The organism is Erythrobacter ramosus (assembly GCF_009828055.1).
Taxonomy (GTDB): Bacteria; Pseudomonadota; Alphaproteobacteria; order Sphingomonadales; family Sphingomonadaceae; genus Erythrobacter; species Erythrobacter ramosus.
The window spans coordinates 797,203-822,509 of sequence record NZ_WTYB01000002.1; the positions used below are offsets into that span (position 1 = coordinate 797,203).

26 protein-coding genes are annotated in these 25,307 nt (G+C 65.9%); 8 read left to right on the plus strand and 18 right to left on the minus strand.

The annotated features are described in order from the left end of the window. Window positions 1–139: 139 nt before the first annotated feature. From purF to GRI59_RS10430, 3 genes are all read left to right on the plus strand, one after another. Window positions 140–1,627: an amidophosphoribosyltransferase gene (gene purF, locus GRI59_RS10420; RefSeq protein ID WP_160761102.1), complete on the plus strand. Its 1,488-nt coding sequence runs from the start codon at window positions 140–142 to the stop codon at window positions 1,625–1,627. 6 nt (window positions 1,628–1,633) lie between these two features. Continuing rightward, window positions 1,634–2,350, plus strand: coding sequence for an SDR family NAD(P)-dependent oxidoreductase (locus GRI59_RS10425; protein ID WP_160761103.1), 717 nt, complete (start codon window positions 1,634–1,636; stop codon window positions 2,348–2,350). A 123-nt stretch (window positions 2,351–2,473) separates the two neighbouring features. Continuing rightward, window positions 2,474–2,821: a PilZ domain-containing protein gene (locus GRI59_RS10430; protein WP_160761104.1), complete on the plus strand. Its 348-nt coding sequence runs from the start codon at window positions 2,474–2,476 to the stop codon at window positions 2,819–2,821. Window positions 2,822–2,836: 15 nt separating this feature from the next. Here the strand turns inward: GRI59_RS10430 and GRI59_RS10435 are convergent, their stop codons facing one another. From GRI59_RS10435 to GRI59_RS10445, 3 genes are all read right to left on the minus strand, one after another. Next, window positions 2,837–4,051, minus strand: coding sequence for a serine hydrolase domain-containing protein (locus GRI59_RS10435; RefSeq protein ID WP_237440773.1), 1,215 nt, complete (start codon window positions 4,049–4,051; stop codon window positions 2,837–2,839). 65 nt (window positions 4,052–4,116) lie between these two features. After that, complete coding sequence (locus GRI59_RS10440; protein ID WP_160761105.1) at window positions 4,117–5,502, minus strand: cryptochrome/photolyase family protein; 1,386 nt, start codon at window positions 5,500–5,502, stop codon at window positions 4,117–4,119. Window positions 5,503–5,629: 127 nt separating this feature from the next. After that, complete coding sequence (locus GRI59_RS10445; RefSeq protein WP_160761106.1) at window positions 5,630–6,586, minus strand: metal-dependent hydrolase; 957 nt, start codon at window positions 6,584–6,586, stop codon at window positions 5,630–5,632. 107 nt (window positions 6,587–6,693) lie between these two features. Here GRI59_RS10445 and GRI59_RS10450 point away from each other — a divergent pair, with 107 nt between their 5' ends. Continuing rightward, window positions 6,694–7,644 (plus strand): alpha/beta hydrolase, encoded by a 951-nt coding sequence (locus tag GRI59_RS10450; RefSeq protein ID WP_160761107.1) that lies wholly within the window; start codon window positions 6,694–6,696, stop codon window positions 7,642–7,644. After that, a complete protein-coding gene (locus GRI59_RS10455) occupies window positions 7,641–8,120 on the plus strand; it encodes an RNA pyrophosphohydrolase (RefSeq protein WP_160761108.1) in 480 nt (159 codons plus the stop codon). Before GRI59_RS10450 ends, GRI59_RS10455 begins: the two co-directional genes overlap by 4 nt. A 4-nt stretch (window positions 8,121–8,124) precedes the next feature. On the opposite strand, the gene GRI59_RS10460 is transcribed toward GRI59_RS10455, so the two are convergent. From GRI59_RS10460 to GRI59_RS10480, 5 genes are all read right to left on the minus strand, one after another. After that, window positions 8,125–8,625 carry a tetratricopeptide repeat protein gene (locus tag GRI59_RS10460; RefSeq protein WP_237440774.1) on the minus strand — a complete coding sequence of 167 codons (501 nt, stop codon included), beginning with the start codon at window positions 8,623–8,625 and terminating at the stop codon, window positions 8,125–8,127. A 62-nt stretch (window positions 8,626–8,687) separates the two neighbouring features. After that, complete coding sequence (locus GRI59_RS10465) at window positions 8,688–9,866, minus strand: RsmB/NOP family class I SAM-dependent RNA methyltransferase (protein WP_160761110.1); 1,179 nt, start codon at window positions 9,864–9,866, stop codon at window positions 8,688–8,690. Window positions 9,867–9,890: 24 nt separating this feature from the next. Further along, entirely contained in the window at window positions 9,891–11,345 is a 1,455-nt protein-coding gene (gene guaB, locus GRI59_RS10470; RefSeq protein ID WP_160761111.1) for an IMP dehydrogenase, read from the minus strand. Between the two features lie 103 nt (window positions 11,346–11,448). Beyond that, window positions 11,449–12,957, minus strand: a complete 1,509-nt coding sequence (locus GRI59_RS10475) for a M20/M25/M40 family metallo-hydrolase (RefSeq protein WP_160761112.1) — start codon at window positions 12,955–12,957, stop codon at window positions 11,449–11,451. Further along, window positions 12,954–13,715 (minus strand): 3-hydroxybutyrate dehydrogenase, encoded by a 762-nt coding sequence (locus tag GRI59_RS10480; protein ID WP_160761113.1) that lies wholly within the window; start codon window positions 13,713–13,715, stop codon window positions 12,954–12,956. Before GRI59_RS10480 ends, GRI59_RS10475 begins: the two co-directional genes overlap by 4 nt. A gap of 97 nt (window positions 13,716–13,812) precedes the next feature. Here GRI59_RS10480 and ypfJ point away from each other — a divergent pair, with 97 nt between their 5' ends. Next, window positions 13,813–14,691 (plus strand): KPN_02809 family neutral zinc metallopeptidase, encoded by an 879-nt coding sequence (gene ypfJ, locus GRI59_RS10485; protein WP_160761114.1) that lies wholly within the window; start codon window positions 13,813–13,815, stop codon window positions 14,689–14,691. Between the two features lies 1 nt (window position 14,692). Then, window positions 14,693–15,199 (plus strand): hypothetical protein, encoded by a 507-nt coding sequence (locus GRI59_RS10490; protein ID WP_160761115.1) that lies wholly within the window; start codon window positions 14,693–14,695, stop codon window positions 15,197–15,199. Window positions 15,200–15,217: 18 nt separating this feature from the next. Here the strand turns inward: GRI59_RS10490 and GRI59_RS10495 are convergent, their stop codons facing one another. Then, window positions 15,218–16,903 (minus strand): M56 family metallopeptidase, encoded by a 1,686-nt coding sequence (locus tag GRI59_RS10495; RefSeq protein ID WP_160761116.1) that lies wholly within the window; start codon window positions 16,901–16,903, stop codon window positions 15,218–15,220. Beyond that, window positions 16,900–17,289, minus strand: coding sequence for a BlaI/MecI/CopY family transcriptional regulator (locus GRI59_RS10500; RefSeq protein ID WP_301749301.1), 390 nt, complete (start codon window positions 17,287–17,289; stop codon window positions 16,900–16,902). Before GRI59_RS10500 ends, GRI59_RS10495 begins: the two co-directional genes overlap by 4 nt. A 125-nt stretch (window positions 17,290–17,414) precedes the next feature. On the opposite strand from GRI59_RS10500, the gene GRI59_RS10505 reads away from it, so the two are divergent. Continuing rightward, window positions 17,415–19,013 (plus strand): esterase-like activity of phytase family protein, encoded by a 1,599-nt coding sequence (locus GRI59_RS10505; protein WP_160761118.1) that lies wholly within the window; start codon window positions 17,415–17,417, stop codon window positions 19,011–19,013. On the opposite strand, the gene GRI59_RS10510 is transcribed toward GRI59_RS10505, so the two are convergent. The 8 genes from GRI59_RS10510 to sdhD form a co-directional block, all read right to left on the minus strand. Next, window positions 19,010–19,555, minus strand: coding sequence for a TetR/AcrR family transcriptional regulator (locus tag GRI59_RS10510; RefSeq protein ID WP_160761119.1), 546 nt, complete (start codon window positions 19,553–19,555; stop codon window positions 19,010–19,012). The two genes, GRI59_RS10505 and GRI59_RS10510, sit on opposite strands and share 4 nt — an antisense overlap. Then, window positions 19,555–20,013, minus strand: a complete 459-nt coding sequence (locus tag GRI59_RS10515) for a YiiD C-terminal domain-containing protein (protein WP_160761120.1) — start codon at window positions 20,011–20,013, stop codon at window positions 19,555–19,557. Before GRI59_RS10515 ends, GRI59_RS10510 begins: the two co-directional genes overlap by 1 nt. Before the next feature lie 94 nt (window positions 20,014–20,107). Beyond that, window positions 20,108–21,091 carry a C13 family peptidase gene (locus tag GRI59_RS10520; protein ID WP_160761121.1) on the minus strand — a complete coding sequence of 328 codons (984 nt, stop codon included), beginning with the start codon at window positions 21,089–21,091 and terminating at the stop codon, window positions 20,108–20,110. Between the two features lie 47 nt (window positions 21,092–21,138). After that, window positions 21,139–21,585: a thiol-disulfide oxidoreductase DCC family protein gene (locus tag GRI59_RS10525; protein ID WP_160761122.1), complete on the minus strand. Its 447-nt coding sequence runs from the start codon at window positions 21,583–21,585 to the stop codon at window positions 21,139–21,141. Further along, entirely contained in the window at window positions 21,582–22,682 is a 1,101-nt protein-coding gene (locus GRI59_RS10530) for a saccharopine dehydrogenase family protein (protein WP_160761123.1), read from the minus strand. The genes GRI59_RS10525 and GRI59_RS10530 overlap by 4 nt, the downstream gene beginning before the upstream one ends. Before the next feature lie 6 nt (window positions 22,683–22,688). Beyond that, a complete protein-coding gene (locus GRI59_RS10535) occupies window positions 22,689–23,033 on the minus strand; it encodes a DUF962 domain-containing protein (protein WP_160761124.1) in 345 nt (114 codons plus the stop codon). A 7-nt stretch (window positions 23,034–23,040) separates the two neighbouring features. After that, the gene (gene sdhA, locus GRI59_RS10540) at window positions 23,041–24,909 is read right to left on the minus strand and encodes a succinate dehydrogenase flavoprotein subunit (protein ID WP_160761125.1); all 1,869 of its coding nucleotides are present in this window, start codon (window positions 24,907–24,909) and stop codon (window positions 23,041–23,043) included. Then, the gene (gene sdhD, locus GRI59_RS10545) at window positions 24,909–25,295 is read right to left on the minus strand and encodes a succinate dehydrogenase, hydrophobic membrane anchor protein (protein ID WP_160761126.1); all 387 of its coding nucleotides are present in this window, start codon (window positions 25,293–25,295) and stop codon (window positions 24,909–24,911) included. The genes sdhA and sdhD overlap by 1 nt, the downstream gene beginning before the upstream one ends. Window positions 25,296–25,307 lie beyond the last annotated feature (12 nt).

Consider the following 25,307-nt stretch of genomic DNA (forward strand, 5'->3'; position numbering starts at 1 on the left):
ACCCGCCCCCGAGCCTGCCTATCACACGGTAGTCAGCAAAAAGCCGGTGCAGTTCGGCGTGCTTTGACTTGTAATTGATCCGTCACATCGCCATTGGAGCCTTGCGCCGCGGCAGCATGGTTCGCGGACAGGTCTGGTGATGCCGATGACGCCCCTCAATGTGACTCACCCCTTCCTCGATTGCGATGGCGACAAGCTGCGCGAGGAATGCGGAATCTTCGGCGCGATCCGCGCCAATGACGCGGCGGCGACGACCGCGCTGGGCCTCCATGCGCTCCAGCATCGCGGGCAGGAAGCCGCCGGGATCGTCAGCTTCGACGGCAAGGAATTCTTCGCCAGTCGCGGGCTGGGCCATGTCGCGGAAAACTTCTCCTCCTCCGAAGCCATCGCGGCGCTACCCGGCCATATGGCCGCAGGCCATGTGCGCTATTCGACCACCGGGGGATCGGGCCTGCGCAACGTCCAGCCGCTCTATGCCGATCTGGCGAGCGGCGGCTTCGCCGTGGCGCATAACGGCAATATCTCGAACGCGATGAGCCTGCGCACCGATCTGGTGAACAAGGGTTCAATCTTCCAGTCGACCTCCGATACCGAGGTGATCATCCACCTCGTCGCCACCAGCCGCTATCCCACCATTGCAGACCGGCTGGTGGATGCCCTGCGGCTGGTCGAAGGCGCCTATGCGCTGATCGTGATGACGCCAGAGGGCATGATCGCTTGCCGCGATCCGCTCGGCATCCGTCCCTTGGTGATGGGCCGGATGGGCGATGCGATCTTGTTCGCCTCAGAAACCGTCGCTTTCGACGTTGTCGGCGCTGAAGTGATCCGAGAGATCGAGCCAGGCGAGCTGGTGCTGGTCGATTTCGCCGGAGAGATCCGCACGGTGCGCCCGTTCGGCAGCCCCGCCCCGCGCCCCTGCATCTTTGAACACGTCTATTTCAGCCGCCCCGATTCTGTCTTTGCCGGGCGCTCGGTTTACGAAGCGCGCAAGGCCATCGGCATGCAGCTCGCGCTGGAATCCCCGTGCGAGGCTGATCTGGTGGTGCCGGTGCCGGACAGCGGCGTTCCGGCGGCCATCGGCTTTGCCCAGCAATCGGGCCTGCCATTCGAACTCGGCATCATCCGCTCGCACTATGTCGGGCGGACCTTCATCCAGCCATCGGACGGCGCGCGCCATTCGAGCGTCAAGCGCAAGCACAACGCCAACCGCGCGCTGGTCGAAGGCAAGCGGATCGTGCTGATCGACGATTCCATTGTGCGCGGCACCACCTCGATGAAGATCGTCGAGATGATGCGCGAAGCGGGGGCCAAGGAAGTCCATTTCCGCGTCGCCAGCCCGCCGACAGCACATTCCTGCTTCTACGGCGTCGACACGCCCGAACGCTCCAAGCTGCTCGCCGCGCGCATGGAGCTGGAGCCGATGCGCCAGTTCATCAAGGCCGACAGCCTCGCCTTCATCTCGATTGACGGGCTTTACCGGGCGGTCGGATCACAGGCGCGCAACAAGACCTGCCCGCAATTCTGCGACGCCTGCTTTACCGGCGACTATCCCACGTCGCTGACCGACCTGGCGCTTGCCGAACAGAAGAGCGCCGAACTTCCCTTTGCTGATCCCAAGGCTGCCTGACCCATCATGACCGATATTGCCAAGCCGCTTTCCGGCCGCATCGCGCTTGTCACCGGCGCAAGCCGCGGGATCGGTGCTGCCACCGCCAAGGCGCTGGCCCGCGCGGGCGCGCATGTCATTCTGGTCTCACGCAAGGTCAAGGCGCTGGAAGCGGTCGAGGACGAGATCCACGCTTTTGGCGGCACGTCGACCATCGCGCCGATCGACCTGATGGAGCCTGATGCCGTCACCCGCCTCGCCTCGGCGATTGCGGGGCGCTGGCAGACGCTCGACATCATGGTGCTGGCGGCGGCCTATCTGCCTGAACTGACGCCGACTTCGCAGATCGAGCCCAAGCAGTTTAACCAAGCGCTGCTGACCAATGTGGTCGCAACCCAGGCGCTGCTCGCCGGATTCGATCCGCTGTTGCGCCGCGCTGAGGCGGGCCGGATCATCGGTCTCACCAGCAGCCTTGCCCGCACGCCGCGACCCTATTGGGGCGCTTACGGCGCGACCAAGGCGGCGTTCGAGAACCTGCTCGAAACCTATGCCGCCGAAGTCGAGCGGCTCAGCCCCCTGCGCGTGGTGATTGTAGATCCCGGCGCCACCCGCACCGAAATGCGCGCACGCGCCTATCCGGGCGAAGACCCCGCCACGGTCAAGGCCCCTGAAGTGGTAGCCGACCGCTTGCTGGCCCTGCTGGTGGAGGGTTTTGACAGTCTCCACCGTGAGCGGATCGACTGAACCCAAGTCTCCTTACGCCTGCGTTAACCATATGCTGAAACCCGCGCTTTACGATCGCTGGGGCAAAGTCCCGCGTGGACCATACCGCCCGGAGACCACAGATTTCAGTACAAGGCTAAAGCAATGCCCGTGAGTTCAGATCCCTATAGCTCTGCTGCACAGGAAGATCGGTGCAGTCCGCGCACGCGGCTGACGATCCCGGCGACCCTGCGCGCCTCGGGCGGACGTGCGTTCCAGAGCGTCGTGCATGACCTATCGATCTCGGGCTTTTCCGCCGCTTCGATCAACCGGATGCACGAAGGCCAGATGTGCTGGCTGACCCTGCCCGGCCTCGAATCGCTCCAGGCCGAGGTCGTGTGGTGGGACAATTGCATCGTCGGCTGCGCCTTCAATGAACTGCTCAGCCCGATCGTCCATGACAACATCCTGCAACGCTACAGCAACGTCGGCGTCTATCGCCAGATGATCTGAGGGCGGCGAAGGCGTTTACTTCGCCTCTGCCGCGACCTTCCGGCTCAAATCGAGGAACTGCCCGCGCTGCGGCCCGCCGCTGGCCGTAGCCCAGTTGCCGACATAGGCGAACACCACGCGCTTGTCTGGAAACAGTGTGATGCCCTGACCGAAGATCCCTTGGGCTCCGAACGTGCCCTGCGGATAGGTCCACCACTGGTAGCCATAGCCGAAACCGCTCGTCCCGAAATCGACGGCGCTGTCGGTCGCCTCGGTAAACCAGCCTTCAGGCACCGCGCCCTTGCCGCCTTCCAGCACGAACTGGCCCATGCGGGCATAGTCGCCCAGCGTGATCGACAGGCAGCACCCGCCGATATTGCCGCCGCGCGGATCGACCATCCAGAACAACCCGCCTTCAAATCCGGCAGGCTCGGTGATCTTGGCCTGCGCATATTCGGCCAGTGGCTCACCCACTGCATTTTCCACCAGCACGCCGATGAGGTTGGTCTCGCCGGTTTTATAGACCCACTTCTCACCCGGTTTGGCCTCACGCGGGAGCGCCTTCATCTGCGCGACGATCGCCTCGGGGCCGTATTCCACCACGAAACGGTTCATTTGGGCGACGTCGGAATTGGCGTCGGTGTAATCCTCGTTCCACTTCACGCCGCTGGTCATGGTGGCGAGCTGGCGCACGGTCACGCCGTCATAAGCCGAGCCCTTGAGATCGGGGATATACTGGGTCACCGGATCATCGAGGCTGGTAATAAACCCGTCCTTCACCGCCGCGCCGAGCAGGGTCGAGGTAAAACTCTTGGCGACCGAGAAGCTGGTCCAGCGGTCCGTCGGCTTGAGGCCAAGGCCGTATTCCTCGTGCACGACCTTGCCATCGACTAGGACCATCACGCCGGCGGTCTTGGTCGACTGCATCAACGCGGTGATCTCGGCCTGCAAGGCGGGGCTTAGCGGCGTGCCCTTGGGCAGCGCGCGCGGGGTTTTGGAGGCGGGGACTTCGTGCCCGGCGAACCATTGCTCCATCGCGCGGAAGCGCTCCGAGCGCTGGCTGTCATTCCAGAACAGCACAGCCAGCTCCGAAGGATCACGCGCGGGCGGTTGGGTGAGCTGCACGGCGGGCGCTGCGGGGCCAGCGGCCACCATGGGCGCGCTGTCAGCGGTTGCCGCGCAACCGCCGAGCAGCGCCGCCAGCGCCAGACCCGAAACCACTCCTGCCCATCGCCGATCTGCGCGCATCATCCCGTCCTCCCGTTTTTCTCTCACCCGGGCATAGGCCGATGCAGCGCTGGCGGGCAAGCCCCGCTTTAGCGGTCCTTCAGCGTCTTGAGCGCCGCCAACGCCCGTTCACGCGCCTGCCGGTGCGGGACGATCTTGCGCGGATAGCCCGCAGGCCTGCGCCCGAACTCCTCGGGATCGTGGACGTAGGGTTCGTCGATCCCCTTCAGTTCTGGCACATAGGTGCGGATATAGCGCGCGGCGTCGAACTTCTCGGACTGCGAGAGCGGCGCCATGATCCGGCTGAACATGTTGGAGTCGACCCCCGTCCCCGCCGTCCACTGCCAGTTGGTGGCGTTGGAGGCGTAGTCGGCGTCGCATAGCGTGTCCCAGAACCACTTCTCGCCTTCGCGCCAGTCGATCAGCAGGTGCTTGATGAGGAAGCTGGCGGTGATCATCCGCACGCGGTTGTGCATCCACCCGGTCTGCCACAGCTGGCGCATCCCGGCATCGACGATGGGGTAGCCGGTGCGGCCCTGCTGCCAGGCCTTGAGATCACGCGCGGCGGCCTCGTCGGTGGCGGGATCGCGCCACGGGAAGCGGTCGAAATCCTCGCGGTAGTTCTGGGTGGCATACTTGGGGAATTGCAGGATCGCGTTCTGCGAGTAGTCGCGCCAGATCAGCTCGCCCTCGAAGGTCTCCCAGCCCTTGGAGCGCTTGTGCTTGAAGCGGTGCCAGATTTGCACGGGCGAAATCTCGCCGAAGTGGAGGTGCGGGGAGAGGCGCGAAACCTTGTCGACCGATGGGAAATTGCGCTTGTCGTCGTAGTCGTCGACGTCCGCCTCCCATGCCTTGAGGCGCGCGTGGGCGGCTTCCTCGCCGACCTGCCAGAACGCCGCCATCCCGCCCGACCAGTCGGGCTTGGTGGGGAGCAGGTTCCATGATGCCAGATCGTCGGAGGCGGGCCAGTTTGCGGGCGCTTCGAGGCGCTCAGGCGCGGTAAGCTCGTCGCTCGGGGGGAATGCAGCGCGCACCGCTCGGCTGTAGGGCGTGTAGATCTTGTACTGCCCGCCCGTGCCCGTTGTGATGCTGCCGGGCGGCTTCAGATAGTTGCCGTGGTAAAGTTGGAGGTCGAGCTTATTGGCCAGCTTGCGCTCGGCGTTCAGCCACCACGGTTCGTAATGGGCATTGGCGTGGACGGTGTGCGCGCGCACTTCGTTCGCCAGCTTGGTGAATTCCTCCACCGCATCGCCGCGCCGCAGGATCAGCTTGCTGCCCTTGGCTTCGAGGCTCTTGGCGAGACTCGTCAGCGAATGATGCAGCCACCAGCGCGACGCACCGCCATAGGCATGGTGCTTGGGCGCCTCTTCGTCGAGGACATAGACGCACACCAACGGCCCCGCCTTGGCCGCGTGATAGAGCGCAGGATTATCGGCGAGGCGCAGATCGCGCCGCAGCCATACGAGTTGGGTCATTTGTCTCTCTGAGTTCGCGTTTCCCCACCAACGCCGTCATGCTGAACTTGTTTCAGCATCCATCGCGCAATTGCGGGCTACGGTGCGGGAGGAGGAATGGATCCTGAAACAAGTTCAGGATGACGGGTTAAGGGAGCGGCTCGCACTTCACATCCGGTAGCGCGACCGAGAACCGGTCACGCGAGAGCGGATCGTAGAAGCGGGCATCATAAAGGATCACCGAGCCATCATCGGCGCGGGTCGCAAAAGGCGCGCGCGACCAATACATAAAGGCTTCAACTTGGTGATCGGTTTCTGCTCGTTCTGCAATAAGCCAACCGGGCACGAAACAAGGGTTCCCAACCTCTTGGCGTTCCGAACGCCCGCTGAATGCGCGGTAACGCGAATGCCAATACAAAGAGGGGTAACCATCGACTAAATCTCGTTCCCAAAAAGCGAATGGAACGGGGCTGGCGATGACTTCAAATCCGAAATGGTTATCTTTCTTGTAGGGAGGCAGGCTCTGCACCGCCTTGGCACTGATCCAAGCATTCACCCCGATATACGCCAACCCCACCGCGATCCCCACTCGCGCAGGCCGCATCCACTCTGCCCCTGCCTTCTCCCGCCGACGCGACCACCACAGGCTCGCAATCAGCAACGCCCACAGCCACACATCAATGATGAACAGCGTGTCGCCGTAGAACCATTGCGAGGAAAACGGCTCCAGCAGGCGGATGCCGTAGACGTTGAGCCAGTCGAAGAAGGGGTGGCTGAGGCACCCGATAAAGGCCATCGCGTAAAGCCAACCAAACCGCACCGGCAGCCGCGCCTCGGGCCGCGTCCCGCGCTTTGTCTGCCAGCGGTCAAACGCCCACAGCATCCCCGCCAATACCAAGGGCAGCAGCACCAGCGCAGGCGGGCCGTGGGTGATGCCTCTGCGGAACGCGAGATGCTCGGTGCCGTGCAGCCAGAAGAAGCACGCCGCATCCACGTCCGGCAGGTTCGCGCCGATGATCAGCGCGGGCATGGCAAGGCCCGTGGTGCGCTTCAGCCCCGCCTGCCCCAGCACCGCGCCGACAAGGCTATGTGTCAGATTGTCCATGACTTCAGGAGTTAGCGCGCCCGTCCGCGCGCGGCGAGTGCAAAGATGCTTGGAACTTGACCCCTCCCTCGCCTATCGCACCGCCAAAGACCCGGGAGAGAACCACAATGACCGACGCGCCCTACATCCGCCCCGACATGAAGGCCTTCCTCGACATGATGGCGCAGGTGAACGGGCCGAAGCTGGTCGATATGACACTGGCCGAAGCGCGCGATTCCTATGTGAAGATGCACGGGATCGCCGACCGCCCGGCGCGCGCGCTCCCGGTGATCCGCGACCTCACTTGCCCCGGCCCGAACGGCGACATCCCCCTGCGCCTCTATGATGCCCGCGAAAGCCGCGAGGAAGCCTCGCCGGTGGTGATGTTCTACCATGGCGGCGGGTTCGTGATCGGCGATCTCGACACCCACCACGCGCTGTGCAGCGAAATCGCGGCGCTGATCGATCTGCCGCTGGTGGCGGTGCATTACGCGCTCGCGCCCGAAGCGCCCTTCCCCGCCGCGATCCTCGATTGCGAGGCGGCGACGCGGTGGGTGGCGGGCAGTCCGGCCGAATTGGGCCGCCAAGCCTCCGGCATCATAACTATCGGTGACAGCGCAGGCGGCAATGCCACGGTGGTCGTCGGGCAAATGCTGGGCGCCAACCCCGCCGCCGTGCCGGTGGTGCTGCAAGTGCCGATCTTCCCGCTTGTCGCCGATGCGGACGGCTCGGCCAGCATGGCGGCGTTCTCGGACGGCTTCCTGCTGACGGGCGACACGATGGCCTTCTTCGACGCGGCTTACGGCGCCGACCGCGCCGACCCGCGCGGCTTCCCGATCCTTGGCGACCACTGCCAAGCCCCGCCCACCATCGTCGTCACCGCCAGCCTCGATCCGATCCGCGATTCGGGCCGTGCCTATGCCAAGGCGCTGGTGGATGCCGGGCGGGATTGCGTGTTCATTGAAATGCGCGGGGTGACGCACAGCTTCACCAACCTGCGCGGTGCCGTGCCGAGTACCCAGAAAGACCTCGAACGCATCATCGCTGCGATGCAGTTCATGCTGGCGAACCCGGCATGAGCCCCGAAGGACTGCCCTATCGCCCCTGCGCCGGCTTCATGCTGGTGAACCGCGAAGGCCTTGTCTTCGTTGGTCAGCGAATTGACCCCAGCGCCCACGGCTTCTGGCAGATGCCGCAGGGCGGGATCGACAAGGGCGAGGATATTCAGGACGCTGCCTTGCGTGAGCTGCACGAGGAAATCGGCGTTGCAGCCCATCTGGTCGAAGTGATCGCGCCCGCCTCTCGCCCGCTGCTCTACGACCTGCCGCCCGAGCTGCTGGGCAAGGTGTGGAAAGGCAAGTATCGCGGGCAGGAGCAATTCTGGTTCCTCGGCCGCTTCCTGGGCACCGATGCCGATATCGACCTCGAAGCCCATGATCCGCCCGAATTCAACGCGTGGAAATGGGTCGCACCCGATCAGCTGCCCGAGCTGATCGTGCCGTTCAAACGCGAGGTTTATGAAACGCTGGTGGAGGAGTTCCGCGACCTGATCTGATCGCTCAGTTGGACGCGGGTGCCGTGTCCGTGGTGCTTTCGATCGCGAGGCGCGGCGAAGGTCCGCGCGCAATGCTGCTCTGCAAGGCCACGGTTTCGGGGCAGGCATCGCCGCACATGGTTTGCAACTTTGCGAGGTTGCGCTTCGCCTTTTCGAGCGCGCCCTTTTCCACCAGCGCGGCGCCTTCGCCCGAGATCGCGGCGAAATTGCCCGGATCCCGCTCCAGCGCATCGCGGTAATAGCGAATCGCCTTGCCTTGCAGGCCTTGCTGGCGCGCAGCTTCAGCGAGATCGATGAAGATCGGCGTGTAGCCCGGATCGACCGCCAGCGCGGCTTCAAAAGCATCGACCGCCGCTTCGGTCTCGCCCGCAGCCAAGGCTGCCTGTCCTTGTGCGATCAGGGCCGCAGCGCGCGGATCGGGCGCACGGACGTCACCCGCAATCGTGATGCTTGCCGTCATGGCCAGACACAGGGACAGCGCGGCGGCGGCAGGCGCAAAACGCATCAGAAGCTCCTTCAGTGCATGAGACCGGGAACCGGAAGGCTGGATCATATCATGCGAAGCTATCATGGTGAACGCAAGCAGGCGATGAAAAAACCATCCGTGCCGTCATGGTGCGGATCGAGCCGGATTCCGCCCCCGCGCGGACGTCCGAGCGGCAGCGTGAGCGGCTCTGCAGTCCAGCCGGGATGCTGCGTCAGAAAGGCGGTAACGCGGTCCGGCCCCTCGGCATCGAGCACCGAGCAGGTGACAAACCCGATCGAACCACCAGGCCGTACCAGCTGCGCCGCCAGCTTCAGCACATGGTTCTGCAAGGCGTTGAGCCGCGCCAACTCCGCCGGATCGAGCCGCCAGCGCCCCTCAGGGCTCCGCCGCCAGGTGCCGCTGCCTGAGCACGGCGCATCGACCAGCACGTGATCGGCTCTCCCCGCCCACGGCCCCAGCGCCCGCATTTCGCGGCCCGGATCGAGCAAAACGGTGTGGTCGATCACCGCGCCTGCCCGCTCGGCGCGAGGGCCAAGGTTGCCGAGCCGACGCTTGTCAGTGTCAGCTGCGACGAAGCACGCGGCGTTGCCGAGCCGCGCGGCGAGCGCCAGCGTTTTGCCGCCCGCGCCCGCGCAGAGGTCAACGATGATGTCGCCCGGAGCGACCGGCAGCGCCATGACGATTAACTGGCTGCCGAGGTCCTGCACCTCGATCAGCCCGTTGGCGTAAGCGCCCCATTGTTCGACCGGCGTACCGGAAGGAAAGCGCAGGCCGTTCGGCACAGGGAGCGGCTCGCCCGGCTCGGGCAGAGTCAGGCTGTCGCGTTCGGCCTTCAGCGCATTGACCCGCAAGTCGAGCGGCGCGCGGCCCAACAGTGCGGCGATTTCCACCCCGCCCAGCCCGGAGGCGCGCAGGGCCGCGGCGAGCCACTTGGGCGCAAGCGCGGTCTTGGCCGCTTCCTCACCCTCGGCGCGGGGTGCGGGGCCGTGGGGCGAGCCGTCGAACAGCGAGGCGACCGCCTCGTCCTGCCCGGCCACAGCCAGCATCGCTGCCCGGCCGCTATCCGGCACCGGGCCGCACAATCGGATGGCGCGATAGACCAGATCACGCACCGCGCGCCGGTCCTTGGACCCGGCATAGCGGCGCGCGCGGAAATAGTCGGCGATGATCCGGTCAGCAGGCGCACCCTTCCCGCGCGCGGCGGGAATGATGGTGTCGAGCAGCTCGATAGCGGCCTCAACCCGTGCGGCGGGGGTCATGCCCCCACCCCGAAAACGAAGAACCTAGCGGGTCGGGTAATTGGGAGCCTCGCGGGTGATTGCGACATCGTGGACATGACTTTCCGAAAGGCCAGCATTGGTAATGCGCACGAACTTTGCGCGGGCCTGCAAGTCGGCAATCGTGGACGAGCCGGTATAGCCCATGGCGGCCTTGATCCCGCCGACCAGCTGGTGGACGACATCGGACGCGGGGCCCTTGAACGGAACCTGGCCTTCAATCCCTTCAGGCACCAGCTTCATCGCGCTGACATCCTGCTGGAAATAACGGTCGGCCGAGCCGCGCGCCATTGCGCCGACAGAGCCCATGCCGCGATACGCCTTGTAGCTGCGGCCTTGGTAGAGGAACACCTCGCCCGGGCTTTCGGTGGTGCCAGCCAGCATCGAGCCGATCATCACGCTGGATGCGCCCGCCGCCAGCGCCTTGGCCGCATCGCCCGAAGTGCGCAGGCCGCCATCGGCGATCACCGGCACGCCCGACTTGGCGGCTTCGGCGGCGCTTTCCATAATCGCGGTCAGCTGCGGCACGCCCACGCCGGCGACCACGCGGGTGGTGCAGATCGAGCCCGGCCCGATCCCGACCTTGACCGCATCGGCGCCTGCATCGACCAACGCGCGGGTCGCTTCGGCCGTGGCGACATTGCCGGCGATGACCTGCACCCGGTTGGAGAGCTTCTTCACCCGCTCCACGGCGCGGGCGACTTCGATATTGTGGCCGTGGGCGGTGTCGATCACGATCACGTCGACCTCGGCATCGACCAGCGCTTCGGTGCGGGCGAACCCGGCATCGCCGACAGTGGTCGCCGCCGCCGCACGCAGGCGGCCCGTGCCGTCCTTGGTCGCGTGCGGGTAGTTCACCGCCTTTTCGATATCCTTGACCGTGATGAGGCCGATGCAGCGGAACGCGTCATCCACCACCAGCAGCTTTTCGATCCGGCGAGCGTGGAGCAGGCGGCGCGCTTCTTCCTGACCTGTGCCAAGCGAAACCGTGGCGAGGTTTTCGGTCGTCATCAGCTCGCGCACTGGCTGCATCGGGTTTTCGGCGAAGCGCACATCGCGATTGGTGAGGATGCCGCACAGCTTGCCGCCCGCATCGACCACGGGAATCCCGCTGATCCGGTGCAGCTGCATCAGCGTCTGCGCCTCCCCCAGCGTCGCATCGGGGTGGATGGTGATCGGGTTGACCACCATGCCGCTCTCGTAACGCTTCACCGCCCGCACGGCGGCGCATTGTGCGTCGATATCGAGATTGCGGTGCAGCACGCCGATCCCGCCCAGCTGCGCCATGGCAATCGCCATATCGGCTTCGGTCACGGTATCCATCGCCGACGACAGCACCGGGATGTTGAGCGCGATGTCGCGCGTCAGCCGGGTCGAGGTATCGGCCATGCTCGGCAACACGCTGCTTTCCGCGGGGCGGAGCAGCACGTCGTCGAAGGTAAGACCGAGCGGGATATCCATGAGCGCCACTTTCTGATGTCCGAGAGGAGGTTCCCCTCGCACCTTTGATTTTGATGCGCCGGAGAATCGTGGCGGCCCATGTAACCGCACTTGCCCGATTGCGCTAGGGCTGCGGGGCGGCGGCTGGCGGATAGCGTTCCGGGTCGGCCAGCTGGCGGATCAGATCCTCATGCAGCAGCAAGTCCTCAATCGTCCCGCCCAGCTCGATTTGCGCCGCATCATCGTCTGGCCGGTGATAGCGGCTGAGGAGGAAAGGATCGAGGATCGCGCGGCTGCCATAGGTGCTCGACAGCAGCACGCTCGGCACGCCTGCCTGATGCAGCGCCCAGCCATCCTGGCGCTGGAGGAAGCTGTCGGCAAGGCTCTGGTCGCCGATCAGACGCCCCTTGCGGGCTAGAACTTCGAGGATCGCGGCATCAAGCGCCGGAGTGTGGCCGCGGCCGATGATACCCACCGGACTGCCCTCTGGCGCGACCGCCATCATGTCGAAATTGAACGCAGCGACAATGCTGGCCAGCGGCAGCGGCGGCGTCTTCACAAATGCGCGCGCGCCGAGCAGCCCGGCCTCTTCAGCGCTGGTTGCCAGAACATAGATATCACGGCCCAGCGGCGGACCGGCCTTCAGTCGCCGTGCCAGTTCCAGCATCATCGCAATCCCGCTGGCATTGTCAGCCGCGCCGTTGCAGATCCGGTCGGCGGCTTCGGGCGGGCCGCATTCGCCCAGATGATCCCAATGTCCCAGCAGCAGCACCGCACCCGATCCGGGGACGTTGCCGGGGATCATCCCGATGATGTTCTGGCTGGGAAACTCGCGGCGATCCGACGTCGCTTCGATCGTCACTGCCAGATTAAGTTCGAGCGGGGCGAAGTCGGCCTTTAAGGCTTCGCGCTTCCACTGCTCCCAGCGCTTTTCGCCCAACACCCGGCCAAGCGCAGCGTCGGTGATATAGGCCGAGAGCGTATCCATCTGTTCGCTGGCGAGTTCCACCCGCCCACGTTCTGCGTTGCGGCGAACCGTGGCGAGCGCTTCGGCATCGGGCACGACTGTTACCACCGCCGTCGCACGCTGACGGAACAAGGCCTCGCGCCGCGTCCGATCGCGGCCCGGATCAGCGAGCATCAGAGCCGCGGCTCCGGCCAGCGCATCCCCCAGCACCGAGCCATCGCCATAACCCACGAACACCACCGGCACGCCCGTCCCCGGCCCGCCCGCTGCCAGCGCACGGCGGCGCGGGGTGTAGACCGCTGCTTCGGCTTCGGTGAGAGTCACGGCCCTACGCCCGACTCCTAATGTCAGCTGCCCAGTCTGCGGCACAGCCTCGACCAAGTCGACCGCCAGGCGCCAGTAGGAGCCGGGATCATTGGTGCCAGAAACCAGCCCGACCTCGCCCATGCGCCGCTCGATATATTCGAAGGTTGCCTTGGCGCCCGGCGTGCCCGGCTTGCGCCCGGCGAACTGATCGCTGGCGAGCACATCAATATCGGCTTTCAGCCGCGCGGCGATGTCGCTCTGCACCGGGTCCGGCGCGACTTCGATCGGCGCGCGGGCGCAGGCGGCCAGCCACAGGCTCGCCAGCAATGTCACCAGCAGCCGGGCGCGCGCTAGGCTCATTCGGCGGTCCAGCCCCCGTCAATGGTGTAGTTCGCCCCGGTGATATTGCGCGCCGCATCGCCGCACAGGAACACTGCCAGCGCGGCGACATCTTCGGGCAGGACGAAGCTCTTGGTCGGCTGCTTGGCGAGCAGCACATCGTTCATAACCTGCTCGCGCGTCATGCCGCGCGCGGCCATGGTGTCGGGAATCTGGTTCTCCACCAGCGGGGTCCAGACATAGCCCGGACTGATGCAATTGGCGGTGACGCCGCAGGTCGCCAGTTCCAGCGCGATGGTCTTGGTAAAACCTGCCAGCCCATGCTTGGCCGCGACATAGGCGCTTTTGAACGGCGAGGCGGCGAGCGAATGGGCGCTGGCGGTGTTGATGATCCGCCCCCAACCCTTGGCCTTCATCCCGGGCACTGCAAGGCGCGTGGTGTGGAACGCCGCCGTCAGGTTCAAAGCGATGATCGCGTCCCACTTTTCGGGCGGAAAATCCTCGACCGGAGAGACATGTTGCATTCCGGCATTGTTGACGAGGATATCCACCGGGCCGACCGCGCTCATCATCGCGGAAATCGCGCCAGCATCCATCAGGTTCGCGCCGTTGTAGCTCGCGCCCAATTCCTCGCAAAGCGTGGCGATTTCAGCCGGATCGCCCAGCCCGTTGAGAATCACCTCGGCCCCTTCGGCGGCCAGCGCGCGCGCAATCGCGAGACCGATTCCCGAGGTCGATCCGGTGACGAGAGCACGCCGGTTCTTGAGCATTCGCCGCATCTCCTGCACGTTCGGCCTATTGGTGTTCGCTTTTGCCGTGCGGTTGGCGGCTGTCCAGCAAATTGCTGAAGCGAGGGCCGAAGCAGAAGGATTTCCCATGCGATTAGGCCCATTTGACACATCAAAAATCAATGTCCGCTCCAGCGATGGCGGCGGAGGCGGCGGCATGGGCGGCGCGCGCGGCGTGGGCTGCGGGACGCTGGTCATCGCGCTGATCGGAGCGGTGGTGTTCGGGCTCGACCCGATGCAGACCATCGGCATGGTCGAAAGCGTCCAACAGCAGGGCGCACCTGCGGGCACCAGCGGCGGCGGGCGCGAGATGGACGAACAGGTGGTCTGCACCAGCAGCGCCTATGCGACTGAGGCCTGCAACGCACTCACCAACCTCAATGACACCTGGCAGGCGAGCTTTGCGCGCTCAGGCCTGCCGTTCGAGCAGCCCGGCCTCGATCTCTTCCGTGGGCAGGTGGATACCGAAGGCTGCGGCAGTGCGACATCGGCGGCGGGGCCGTTCTACTGCCCGGCTGACAAGGGTATCTATATCGACACAGGCTTCTATGACCAGTTGGCCCAGATGTCGGGCACCGGCGGCGATTTTGCGCGGCTCTATGTCATCGCGCATGAATATGGCCACCACCTCCAGAACATCACTGGCCTCGCCAATCAGGTGCGGCGCGAACAGCAGCGCAATCCGGCGGCGGCCAATCGCCTGCAAGTGGCGATGGAATTGCAGGCCGATTGCTATGCCGGAATGTGGGCGGGCAAGAACCGCGACCTGATCGACCCGGGCGATCTTGAGGAAGGTTTGAAAGCCGCCAGCGCGATTGGCGATGATACGTTAATGCGCAATGCCGGACAGAGCATCAATCCGGAGAACTTCACTCACGGCACCAGCCGCCAGCGCATGACCGCGCTCAGGCTGGGGCTCGAAAGCACGAATGATGCCGCCTGCAACGTTTTCTTTGAAGGAACCTGATATGAAGCGCCCCCTCCCCCTTACCGCGCTCGCTGCTCTCACCTGCCTCGCTGGCTTGGCCGGAGGCACGGCCCACGCGCAGTCCATGCCCGAGCCTGATGCCACCGAAGTCGCCAAGACCCCCTTGCGCGACCTCAACATCGACGCGCGCGACATTCCCGAAATCCTGCAAGCGGCCGTGCGCAATCCCTATGCGGTGCCGGGCAGAGGGCGCTGCAATGACCTCGTCACCGAAATCGCCGCGCTCGATATGGAACTGGGCGCCGATTACGACATTGCCGAGGATGACGGGAAGGACCGGCTGAGCGAAGGCCGGATCGGCCAGAGCATCGTCGGATCGGTGATCCCGTTCCGCGGCATCCTGCGTGAAGTGACGGGCGCGGCCAGCAATGACCGGGCCCTGCGCGCTGCCTTTACTGCAGGGATGGCGAGACGCGCATTCCTCAAGGGACTGGGCCAAGGCAAGGGCTGCGCCTATCCGGCCCGGACCAAAGCGGCAGGGAAGTAACCGCCGCCACCTTGCGGCTCAGCCTTCCTTTTCCGTCCACCGGTCGATCTGCCGGTCAAGCGTGCGGAGCAACTGCTTGCGGGTGTCTTCGGGAATGTCCTTGTCGCTGGCGATTTCCGCGCGGGCTTCCTCGAGACCCTTGCGAGCCGAAGCGAAGATGCGTTTGTGACAGATCGAGATGACCTGCACGCCATCCTTGTTGGTGGTCTCGCTCACCTCGTCGCTGCCCGGCTGGCATTCGCGCTTGACGATGATGCGCTGTTGACCGGCGGCGGCATGGGCAGCGTCGGCTGACGCCATGGCGTCGGCGATGATATGCGGCAGTTCGGCGCGGACCCGGTCGGCTTCGGCAAGGCCTTCTTCAAGCGCGGCGAACATCGCGTCGCGGCTGGCCTTGTCAAAACCCTCGGCGGCTTCGAGTTCGCGGGCGATTTCCTCACGGTCAGGCCCACCACGGAACACCATCTTCATCCGGCGTTCCTTGCCGTCCTCATCGCGCCAGACGTGCTCGGTCACTTCGGTTTCGCTGGCACTGTCGCCGCCCATCATGATCACCGTCGGCGGTTCGGGCGCCTCGGGCGGCATCGGCGGCTCGGGCGCTTCGGGCGGAGCAGGCGGTGCGGGCGGTTCCGGAGCCTCGGGCGCTTCGAGCACGGCTTCGGTCGCGGCATAGCTGATCGAAGCGGTCAGCGGCAAAGCCAGCAGCCCGGCGCCAAGGAGCGCACGGCCGGCTAGACGGCGGCGGGGGGACAGGTCGGACATGGCTAGACTCCTTAAGCGGTGAATGATCGATTTCTCGCCGAGCACCGGACAGGCCATCGGCGCGGTCAGGGCGGCGTTGTGGGTGGCGCCGGGCAAGGCGGCAAAGCGGGCGATGAGCGCGGCATAGGCAGCGCGTTCCTGGGCCGAGCGGCGGGCCATCACCCGCGCATCGCAGGCGGCCTCCTGATCGCGCCGCAGCGCCAGCCAGCCATAGCGGCCGAGCGGATTGAACCAGTGCAGCGCGAACAAGGGCTGGATCAGGACATTGACCAGCAAGTCACCGCCGCGGTGGTGCGCCAATTCATGCGCCAGCGCGAGATCACGCGCCGGGCGGTCATGCAGCGCCATAAAGCCGGGGGGCAGCGCGATTACCGGATCGAACACGCCCATCGCCAGCGGCGCGGTGGTTGCCGGGGTCTCAATCAGCCGAACCTTGCCGAGCAGACCATTCGCGCGGCCGACCTCGCGGCCCTCGGCCAGCAAGATGTCACGCAGTTCGAAGTAAGCGGCAAAGCGCCGCCACAAGGTCACCCCTGCCCCGGCGAGCCAGATCAGTAGCAAGCCTTCGATGATCGGCAGGTCGGCGAGCGTAGCGAAGACATCGAACCCGGCCGGTGGCGGCGCAGCCTCCATCGGCACAGTCAGCGGCGGGGGCACGGCCCCGGGAGGGGCCTGAACCGCAGCCTCCCAGATCATCGGATCGGCGGGCGGCGGTGCGTCGGCGAGCAAGGTGGCGGGCGTGGTTAGCGCAGGCTCGGCCACCTTGGGCGCCATCCAGGCGGGAAGCGTGACCGGCGGCAGCACCAGCCGCGCCGCCGGGATCAGCCACAGGGCGTATGCCGCCTCGGGGCCGAAATGCCTGGTGACCGGGCGCCGCAGCATCAGCACCAGCGCAATCAGCACGCCGGTCCACGCCAGCGTGTGCAGCAACATCCCGCTCATGGCCGCAGCTCCTTCAGCAGTGCCTCGATCTCGGCGAGGTCATCCTCGGTCAGGGCTTCGGTTTCGGCCAGATGCGCCACCAGCGAAGCGGCGCTGCCGCCGAACAGGCGGTCTACCAATCGGCGCGACTCGCCCCCGACATAGGCCTCACGGGCGATGGTCGGGGTGTAGAGGAAGCGGCGGCCATCCGGTTCCGCCGCCAGCGCGCCCTTCTGGACAAGGCGCGAGAGCAGCGTCTTCACCGTGGCGAGGCTCCAGCCCCGCGCGGTGCAGACCTCCTCGCACACATCGGCGGCGGTCTGCCGCGGGCGGTCCCACAGGACTTCCATCACCGCATGTTCGGCTTCGGTGATGCGTTCGCCAAGAGCGTCGTCGGACGGGGTCACAGGGGGTCTCCCTCGGTTTGTGATTACACCTGTAGTCATAACGATTACATTTGTAAATCTTTCGCGTGGCTGAACGAGTGCCGGACCGGCTTGCGCTTCGTTGAAGCGGCGATACACCCGGATGAATGACATGGATGCGCATCTTCGCCCCTCTGCTGGCTTTCGCCACGCTCGCTATTGCCCTGCCGGCGCGGGGCGACGAGCCGTTCCTGCCGGTCACCAACTCCGCCGAATTGTCGGACGAAGGCGGCGCGACCGAAGTGGGCGAATTGATCTTCCGCGGCGGGATTTCCATCGCGCCCGATGCCGTGAACATCGGCGGCATTTCCAGCCTCGCGTGGGACGACGGGGAATTATACGCCGTCACCGATGACGGGCGCTGGATCATTCTGACCCCTGAGGATCTGGGCGTGCGGCTGGTCGATGTGACGGCGCTTCGGATCGATTCGCTGCGCGATGCCAAGGGCAAGGCGCTTGGATCGAAGGCGCGCGGTGATGCCGAGGCGATCACGCGGCTGCCCTCTGGCGAATGGCTGGTCGCGTTCGAGCAGGACCACCGCATCTGGCGCTATGCCGACATCACCGCCCCCGCCACCGGCGAGGACACCCGCGCCGCCACGCTGATCGCCGGGGCCGAGGCCAATGCCGGGATCGAGACGCTGGCTGCCTATCCCGGCGGCCTACTCGCCTGCGGGGAATGGGCCGACCCTGCCCGCCCCAATTGCCTGCGCGTCACGGATGCGGGCGCCGCCCCCTTCCACCTCGCCGCGCCCGCAGGGATCGCCGAAGTCGGCGGCGTGCCGACCGATGCGGCCTGCAAGGCCAACGGCATCTGTTACGTGCTGTTTCGCAGCTACAAGGAAAGCGAAGGCAACCGCGCCGCGATTGTGGAACTCGGCGCCGATGGCACCACCCGGACGCTGGCCGTGCTCGCCCCGCCGCTCAAGCTCGACAATTTCGAAGGGCTGGCCGTGCGCGAGACGCCGGGCAAGACCTTCCTCTACCTCGCCTCGGACGACAATTTCCGCAATTGCGATCCCGATCCCAACCCCGGCTGCCAGCGCACGCTGCTGATGAAGTTCGAGGTGAAGCCCCCGCCCGGCGGCGCACCGGCCTTGACCCCGGCCGACTTCGCCGGAAGCCCGACCGCCCGGCCCGCCATCCGCCCCTTCCCCGAAGCTGCGAGCGTCAGCGTGGTCTTGGAAACCAACCTCGGCCCCATCACCATCGCGCTCGAAACCGAACGCGCACCGGTGACCGCTGGCAATTTCCTGCGCTATGTCGAGGAAGGGCGCTTCGGCGGCGCGACCTTCTACCGTGCGATGGACCTGCCCGGTGAGCGCGAGCCTTCCGGCATCCTGCAAGGCGGCACGCGCGGCGATCCCAAGCGTATCCTGCCGCCGATCATCCATGAACCGACCAGCGCAACCGGCCTCAGTCATGTCCACGGCGCGCTGGCGATGGCGAGTGCTGGCGCAGGCACGGCCGATGGCGACTTCTTCATCATGATCGAGGATCAGACCGGCTTCGACGCCGATCCCAAGGCGAGCGATCTGGCCTGGCGGGACGGCTTTGCCGTGTTCGGCCATGTCACAGCGGGCATGGAGGTGGTCGCCGCAATCCACACCGCCGCGCGCGACGCTGAGGCAGGCGAAGGGGTGATGAAGGGCCAGATGCTGGCCGAACCGTTGATAATCATCGCGGCGCGGCGGGCAGCGCCCTAAAACCCGGCGATGCGCAGGATTTCCTCTGCAAATTCGGCGTCGCTGCGCAGGCGGAGCATTCGGGCGCGTTGGAGGCCGATCCCGCCGTGGGCGATCATCCAGATGCGCATGACCTCGCGCCGCTGAGTCTCATCATCCGCGCCGGGGGTCGCCAAGCCCTTCACCGCCGCGCCGATCACCCGGTCGACCGCCGCCCGCAAGCCGGGATCACCGTTGATCGCCGTATGCCGCCGCGCCATCATCACGTCATAGAGCCCCGGGCGTGCAAGCGCGAAGCGGACATAGGCCGCGAGGAAGCTGGGGGCATCGGGCGCGATGACCAGCGCATCTGCCAGCATATCAAACCCCCGCGCCGCCACGCCTGCCAGCAGCGCCTCGCGGTCGGCAAAGTGGTTGTAGAGCGCCCGGTGCGCGACGCCGAGCCGTTCGGCCAGCGCCCGCAGCGAGAAGCTGGCGCTGGCATCGGCGTCGATCAACCGCAGCGCCTCGTCCACCGCCGCAGCGGCCAGATCGCCGTGGTGATAGGCACCGCGAGGCGCCATCAGGCCGCGCGCGCCAGCGCCGCGACGTGCCAGTCCACGGTCATGCACGCGACCTGGCGGCCCTTGGTATCCTCCATGCGGACGGTGATCGGAAAGCGCACCTTGCCCTCGCTATCGAGCGCGGCCAGCAGCGCGGGTTTGGCGCCGTCAACCTCAGCATAGGCAGTGATCGCGCCGCGCGCGGGCTTGACGTAATCAATCGTCGAACTCGCCGCCACCGGGCGCAGGCCTGCGAGCCGTTCAAGGAACATCCCCGCCATCGCGGCCCCTGAAGCCGCCTCGGCCAGCGTGAACAGGGCGCCTGCGTGCATGGTGGCGATGTGGTTGCTGGTATTTTGCGACTGGGTGAGGATGGCGGTCGCTGTGCCCTCGCCGATTTCGGTGATCTCGACACCGACATAGGCGGCAAAGGGGACGACGGCGGACAGCTGGGCCTTGAGCGCATCAAACGGGGTCATGGAGGGAATCCTGCTTGTGATTAGCGATGTATCCACTGGATACATCAGCGCCACACAAGGTCAAGCCCGCAAGGGACCGCCCAAAAACTGAAGGCTATTCTGCGAAGGCGGGCCGCCCCACCGGTGCGCTGGCGATGGGCGGCATGGTCGCCTCGATGCTGGGCAGCCACGCCTTGGCACCCGCCCCGATGCTGACCTGCGGCAGTGAGGCGAGGAAGCGCGCCTTGGCTTCCCACTCGGCGACCGAGCGGGTTGCCATCCGGGCCGCCTCTTCGAAGGCGACGGGCTGGCGCAGGGCGCGGTTGATCAGCGCGTCGCCGAAGAAGGTCCAGTCATTCTCGGCCACACAGCCGAATGAGCTGCGCGTGCTGGCGGCGGCGGTGAGGATTGCCGTATCGGGGCTGGCGAGCACCGGGACGAAGACGCCCGAATAGCAGGCTGACAGGATCAGCACCCGCCGCGTGATCCCCGCCTCCTCCAGCGCCGCCTTGAGCTTGACCGGGGACAGCACGCCGTAGCCGCTATCGCCGTAATGATAGGCCAGCCCCAGATCCATGCCGTGGCTGGTGGTGTAGAGCACCAGCACATCCTCGACCCCGTCCATCACCGTGCCAAGGTGCGCTAGCGTCAGCAGCAGCGCGGTGATCGAGCCATGCGGGGCATCGTCGCGGGTGCCATCCGGCCCCGCCAGCGTCAGCGTACGCCCCCCTGCCCCATAGCGTGCGCCGAGCACCCGCGCGGCCTCCCGCGCCTCACGCGCAAACACCGGGTCGCTGTCGAGCGCAATGGTGACGACGTATGCGTCAGGCGTGCCGGGTCGCTGGGCGGGAAGCGCCGCGAGTGCCGCATCAAGCCGGCGCTGCTGCGCGCGGATCGCGGCGGCGGAGACTCCCCGATGGAGTTCGGGGCTCAGGTCATAGGACGTGCGCCGCTCGGCCCGATCCTTGCCACTGCCAAGATCGGGATAGGGCAAGGTATGAGGCGGGGGCTGGTTGGGGTCGGTAGATGCGGACTGCGATAGCGCCGGACCTGCGAGCAACGCCGCCAACACCCCTGCGATGATCGTGCCCCTGTTCATCTGGGAGCAAGCTGCCCGTCCGCGGCGGGCTGGTCAAGCTGGCACTTTCACAGCAGCCGCGCGCGTTGCTCCGGCGTCAGCAGCGCGCAGGCTTCGGCGGTCTTGCCGAACCAGCGATACCGGTTGCGCGCGATCATATCATAGGCCCAGTCGCGCAGAGGGCGCGGGATGATCTGGAACACCAGCCCCAACCGCCACCAGCCGCCCAGCGCGCGGGCGACCTCGAAATAGCCGTCGCTCTTGATGAAGGCGCGGCCATTGCGCAGGAAAATGTAGCTCTGGTTCCAGTCGAGCCCGAAATGCTGCGCCAGTGCGGAGCCGAGTGGGCCTTGCGCCGGGGTGAAGGCGACGATGCCCTTGTGGTCATGCTTCATGATGAAGCTCACCCCGCCCGAGCACAGCACGCAGACGTGATCGAAGATGAACACCGGGCGCGAATCGTCGAAGGCGGGGACCGCGGGATTGTCGCGGTAGCTGTAGGGCGCGGGGGTCATGCGTCGGTGGCCTCGATGTCGAAGTGGGCGAATTCGGCGCGGTATTCGGCAAGGCTGATGATGCCGAGGCAGGGCCGCGCGCCGGGCTCGTAGCGGCGGCCAGCGGCCATGTGGCGAGCGATCAGGATCACCGGGAGGCAGGGGATGAACGGCCCGTGGCCCGAACGGGCGATGATCCAGTGGCGTCGGGTCAGCGGCACTCCGTCCGCGCCCTCGCCGGTGATGGTCATGAAGAAGCCGCTGGTGCCGGTGCCGAGCCAATCGAACAAGCTCGCGATACGCACCAGGTGCGGGGCAAAGCGGTCGAGCCGGGGCAGCAAGCCGATACGCGCCAGCCAGCCCATCAGCACCGTGCCGAAATGCAGCGGCGCGATGGCATGGCCCGCCCAGAAGGAATGGTCCTGAAGCCCGGAATAGCGCGCCGCGAACAGATCAAGATCGGGTGCATTGGCGCGGCCGAACCAGCGCTGGCCGACGCTGGGGAGGTCGACACGGCGCAGCTCGCTCCAACCAGTGACCGGGGTCATCCGCCCGCCCTGCAAGGTGGTGAAGCGCTGGCCGACAAAGGACAGCACCGCCGCCACCGTGCCTGCGCCGGCATTGGATTGCTCCGCACCGCTGATGCCGTATTCGACCGCGCGGATGGTGCGTATCGTCTTGGCCGCTTCGTCGCAATAGGCCGCCGTCAGCGCCGGAACCGAACTCGCGCCCGCCAGCACCGCCACACCTGCGCGCTTGGCCGCATCGTCCAGCACCCCGATCCCGGTTACGAACTCGCGCGCATCGGCAATGTCGCAATAATGCGCCCCGCAGGCGATGGCCGCCTCGGCAACCGCATAAGACTGCCCGTTGTAAGGCCCGACCATGTTGATGACGAGATCGGGGCGCAGCGCGGCCAAAGCCTCGGGCGGGCCGGTGAGATCATAGGCCCCCGCCTCGGCCGGATTGGCCACACTCAGCGCCCTCGCAAAAGCCTCAGCCTTTGCCAGCGAGCGCCCCGCGATGATCAATTGAATAGCAGGATCGCCAGCAAGGCTGCGCGCCACATGCGCACCGAAATTGCCGTAACCGCCGATGATCGCGACGCGGCAGGTCATGCAGATCTAGTGCCGAACATCCGCTTGCGTGACGGGCGCATCCGCCGGTTCAAGCCGCTGCAGTTCGGCCTGCAATTCGCCGGTAAGCGACTTCTTGAGCATCAGCAGGTCGGCATAAAACCCCCACAGCGGCTTTGTCGCGTAGGGCTTGTTGCCTTCGATCAGAAAATGGCCCGCAAGTGCGAGTGCGTAGCCGCTCACGGCCACCACGACCGCGGCGAGGTAAGCACCCCAGACCGCCAGCCCGATCCCGCCGACGAGTCCCACGCTGGTGCCAATGTAGTGGCACAAGCGCGTGCCCGCCTTCCTGTGTTGCCCCAGATAGGCGAGCCAGAACTCGTCGAAGGTCATCGATTCCTCAATACACCCGCGCCTTGGGCTCGATGTACTTGATGTCGTCGGTCAGCGTGTACTCATGCACCGGACGGTAATCGATCCGGCTGTTCGAGCCGCGCCCGCCCCAGCCGTCGAACCAGGCGATGGTGTGCTTCATCCATTCCTTGTCGTTGCGATCGGGGAAATCCTCGTGCGCGTGGGCGCCGCGGCTTTCCTTGCGGTTGGCGGCCGAGGCAATCGTCACGTTGGCCTGCGCCATCAGGTTGTCGAGTTCCAGCGTCTCGATCAGATCGCTGTTCCAGATCAGCGACTTGTCGGTGACGTGGATGTCTTCCATCCGCTTGTTCTGTTCGGCGAGCTTGGCGACGCCTTCGTCCATCAGCTTCTGGTCGCGGAACACGGCGCAATGCTTCTGCATCGCCTTCTGCATTTCCGCGCGGATCTGCGCGGTGGGCGAGCCACCCTGCGCATAGCGGAAGTGATCAAGCCGGGTCAGCGCGAAGTCGGCGCTGTCGGCCGGAAGCTCGGGCTGCTTAGCCTTGGGCTGGAGATTGTCGCGCAGGTGGTGGCCGGTCGCACGGCCGAACACCACGAGGTCGATCAGCGAGTTCGAGCCGAGGCGGTTCGCCCCATGCACCGACACACACGCAGCCTCACCCACGGCATACAGACCGGGGATGACGGTGTCCGGATTGCCATCCGGCCCCAAGGTCACGACCTGCCCGTGGTAGTTACACGGAATACCGCCCATGTTGTAATGCACCGTCGGAGTGACGGGCAGCGGCTGGCGGGTCAGATCGACGCCGGCGAAAATCTTGCCGCTCTCGGTGATCCCCGGCAGGCGCTGGGCCAGCACATTGGGGTCGATGTGATCGAGGTGGAGGTAGATGTGGTCCCCCTCCGGCCCGACACCGCGCCCTTCGCGCATTTCGAGCGCCATTGAGCGCGACACCACGTCACGCGATGCCAAGTCCTTCGCGGACGGGGCATAGCGCTCCATGAAGCGCTCGCCTTCGGAGTTTGTGAGATAGCCACCCTCCCCGCGCGCACCTTCGGTAATCAGCACGCCCGCGCCGTAGATGCCGGTCGGGTGGAACTGCACGAACTCCATGTCCTGCAAGGGCAGGCCAGCCCGAAGCACCATCCCGCCGCCGTCGCCGGTGCAAGTGTGGGCGCTGGTCGCGGTGTAGTAGCAGCGGCCATAGCCGCCGGTCGCCAGCACCACGCTCTGCGCGCGGAACCGGTGGATCTTGCCGTCATCGAGGCACATGGCGATCACACCAACGCACTGCTTCACCCCGTCCACTTCCGACATGATCAGGTCGAGCGCGAAGTATTCGATGAAGAAGTCCGCGTCGTACTTCAGGCTCTGCTGGTACAGCGCGTGGAGCATCGCGTGGCCGGTGCGGTCAGCCGCAGCGCAGGTGCGCTGGACCGGCGGGCCCGCGCCCATGTTCTGCATGTGGCCACCGAACGGACGCTGGTAGATCGTACCATCGGCGTTGCGGCTGAAGGGCACACCCGCGTGCTCCAGCTCGTACACCGCCGCCGGGGCTTCGCGCGCGAGATATTCGATCGCGTCCTGATCGCCCAGCCAGTCCGACCCCTTGACGGTGTCGTACATGTGCCAGGTCCAGTGATCGGGCGAGTTGTTGCCCAGCGACGCGGCGATGCCGCCCTGTGCGGCCACGGTGTGCGAGCGCGTCGGGAACACCTTGGAGATGTTCGCGGTGCGCAGGCCGCTTTCGGCTGCGCCCATCGTTGCGCGCAGGCCCGAACCGCCCGCGCCCACCACGACCACGTCATAGGTGTGGTCGACGATGGTGTAAGCGCCCGTCAGATGCGCGCCCCCGACATCATTTGCGGTTCCCTTGGGAGCTGCGGTTGCCATCAGGCATTACCTCCGAATGCGAGCGTGGCGACGCTGAAAATGCCGAACGCGCCGCCGCCAATTGTTGCAAGATTGAGCGCCGAGATCGCAGCAAACTTGCTGCCGGCGTCGTGAATGTAATCCTCGATCAGCACTTGCAGGCCGAGGCGTGCGTGCCAGAACAGGCTTAACACCAGCAGGATCATCGCGGTGGCCGAAAGCGGCTGCGAGAGCCACTTGACCACATTGCCGTAGCCATAATCGCCCAGCATGATCAGGCTGACGAGCAGCCAGCTCATCAGCACCACATTGCCGATCGCGGTGAAGCGCTGCACCAGCCAGTGATGCGGACCATGATGCGCCGCGCCAAGCCCGCGAACGCGTCCGATGGAAGTTCCGTTACCCATAGTCGTCGCTCC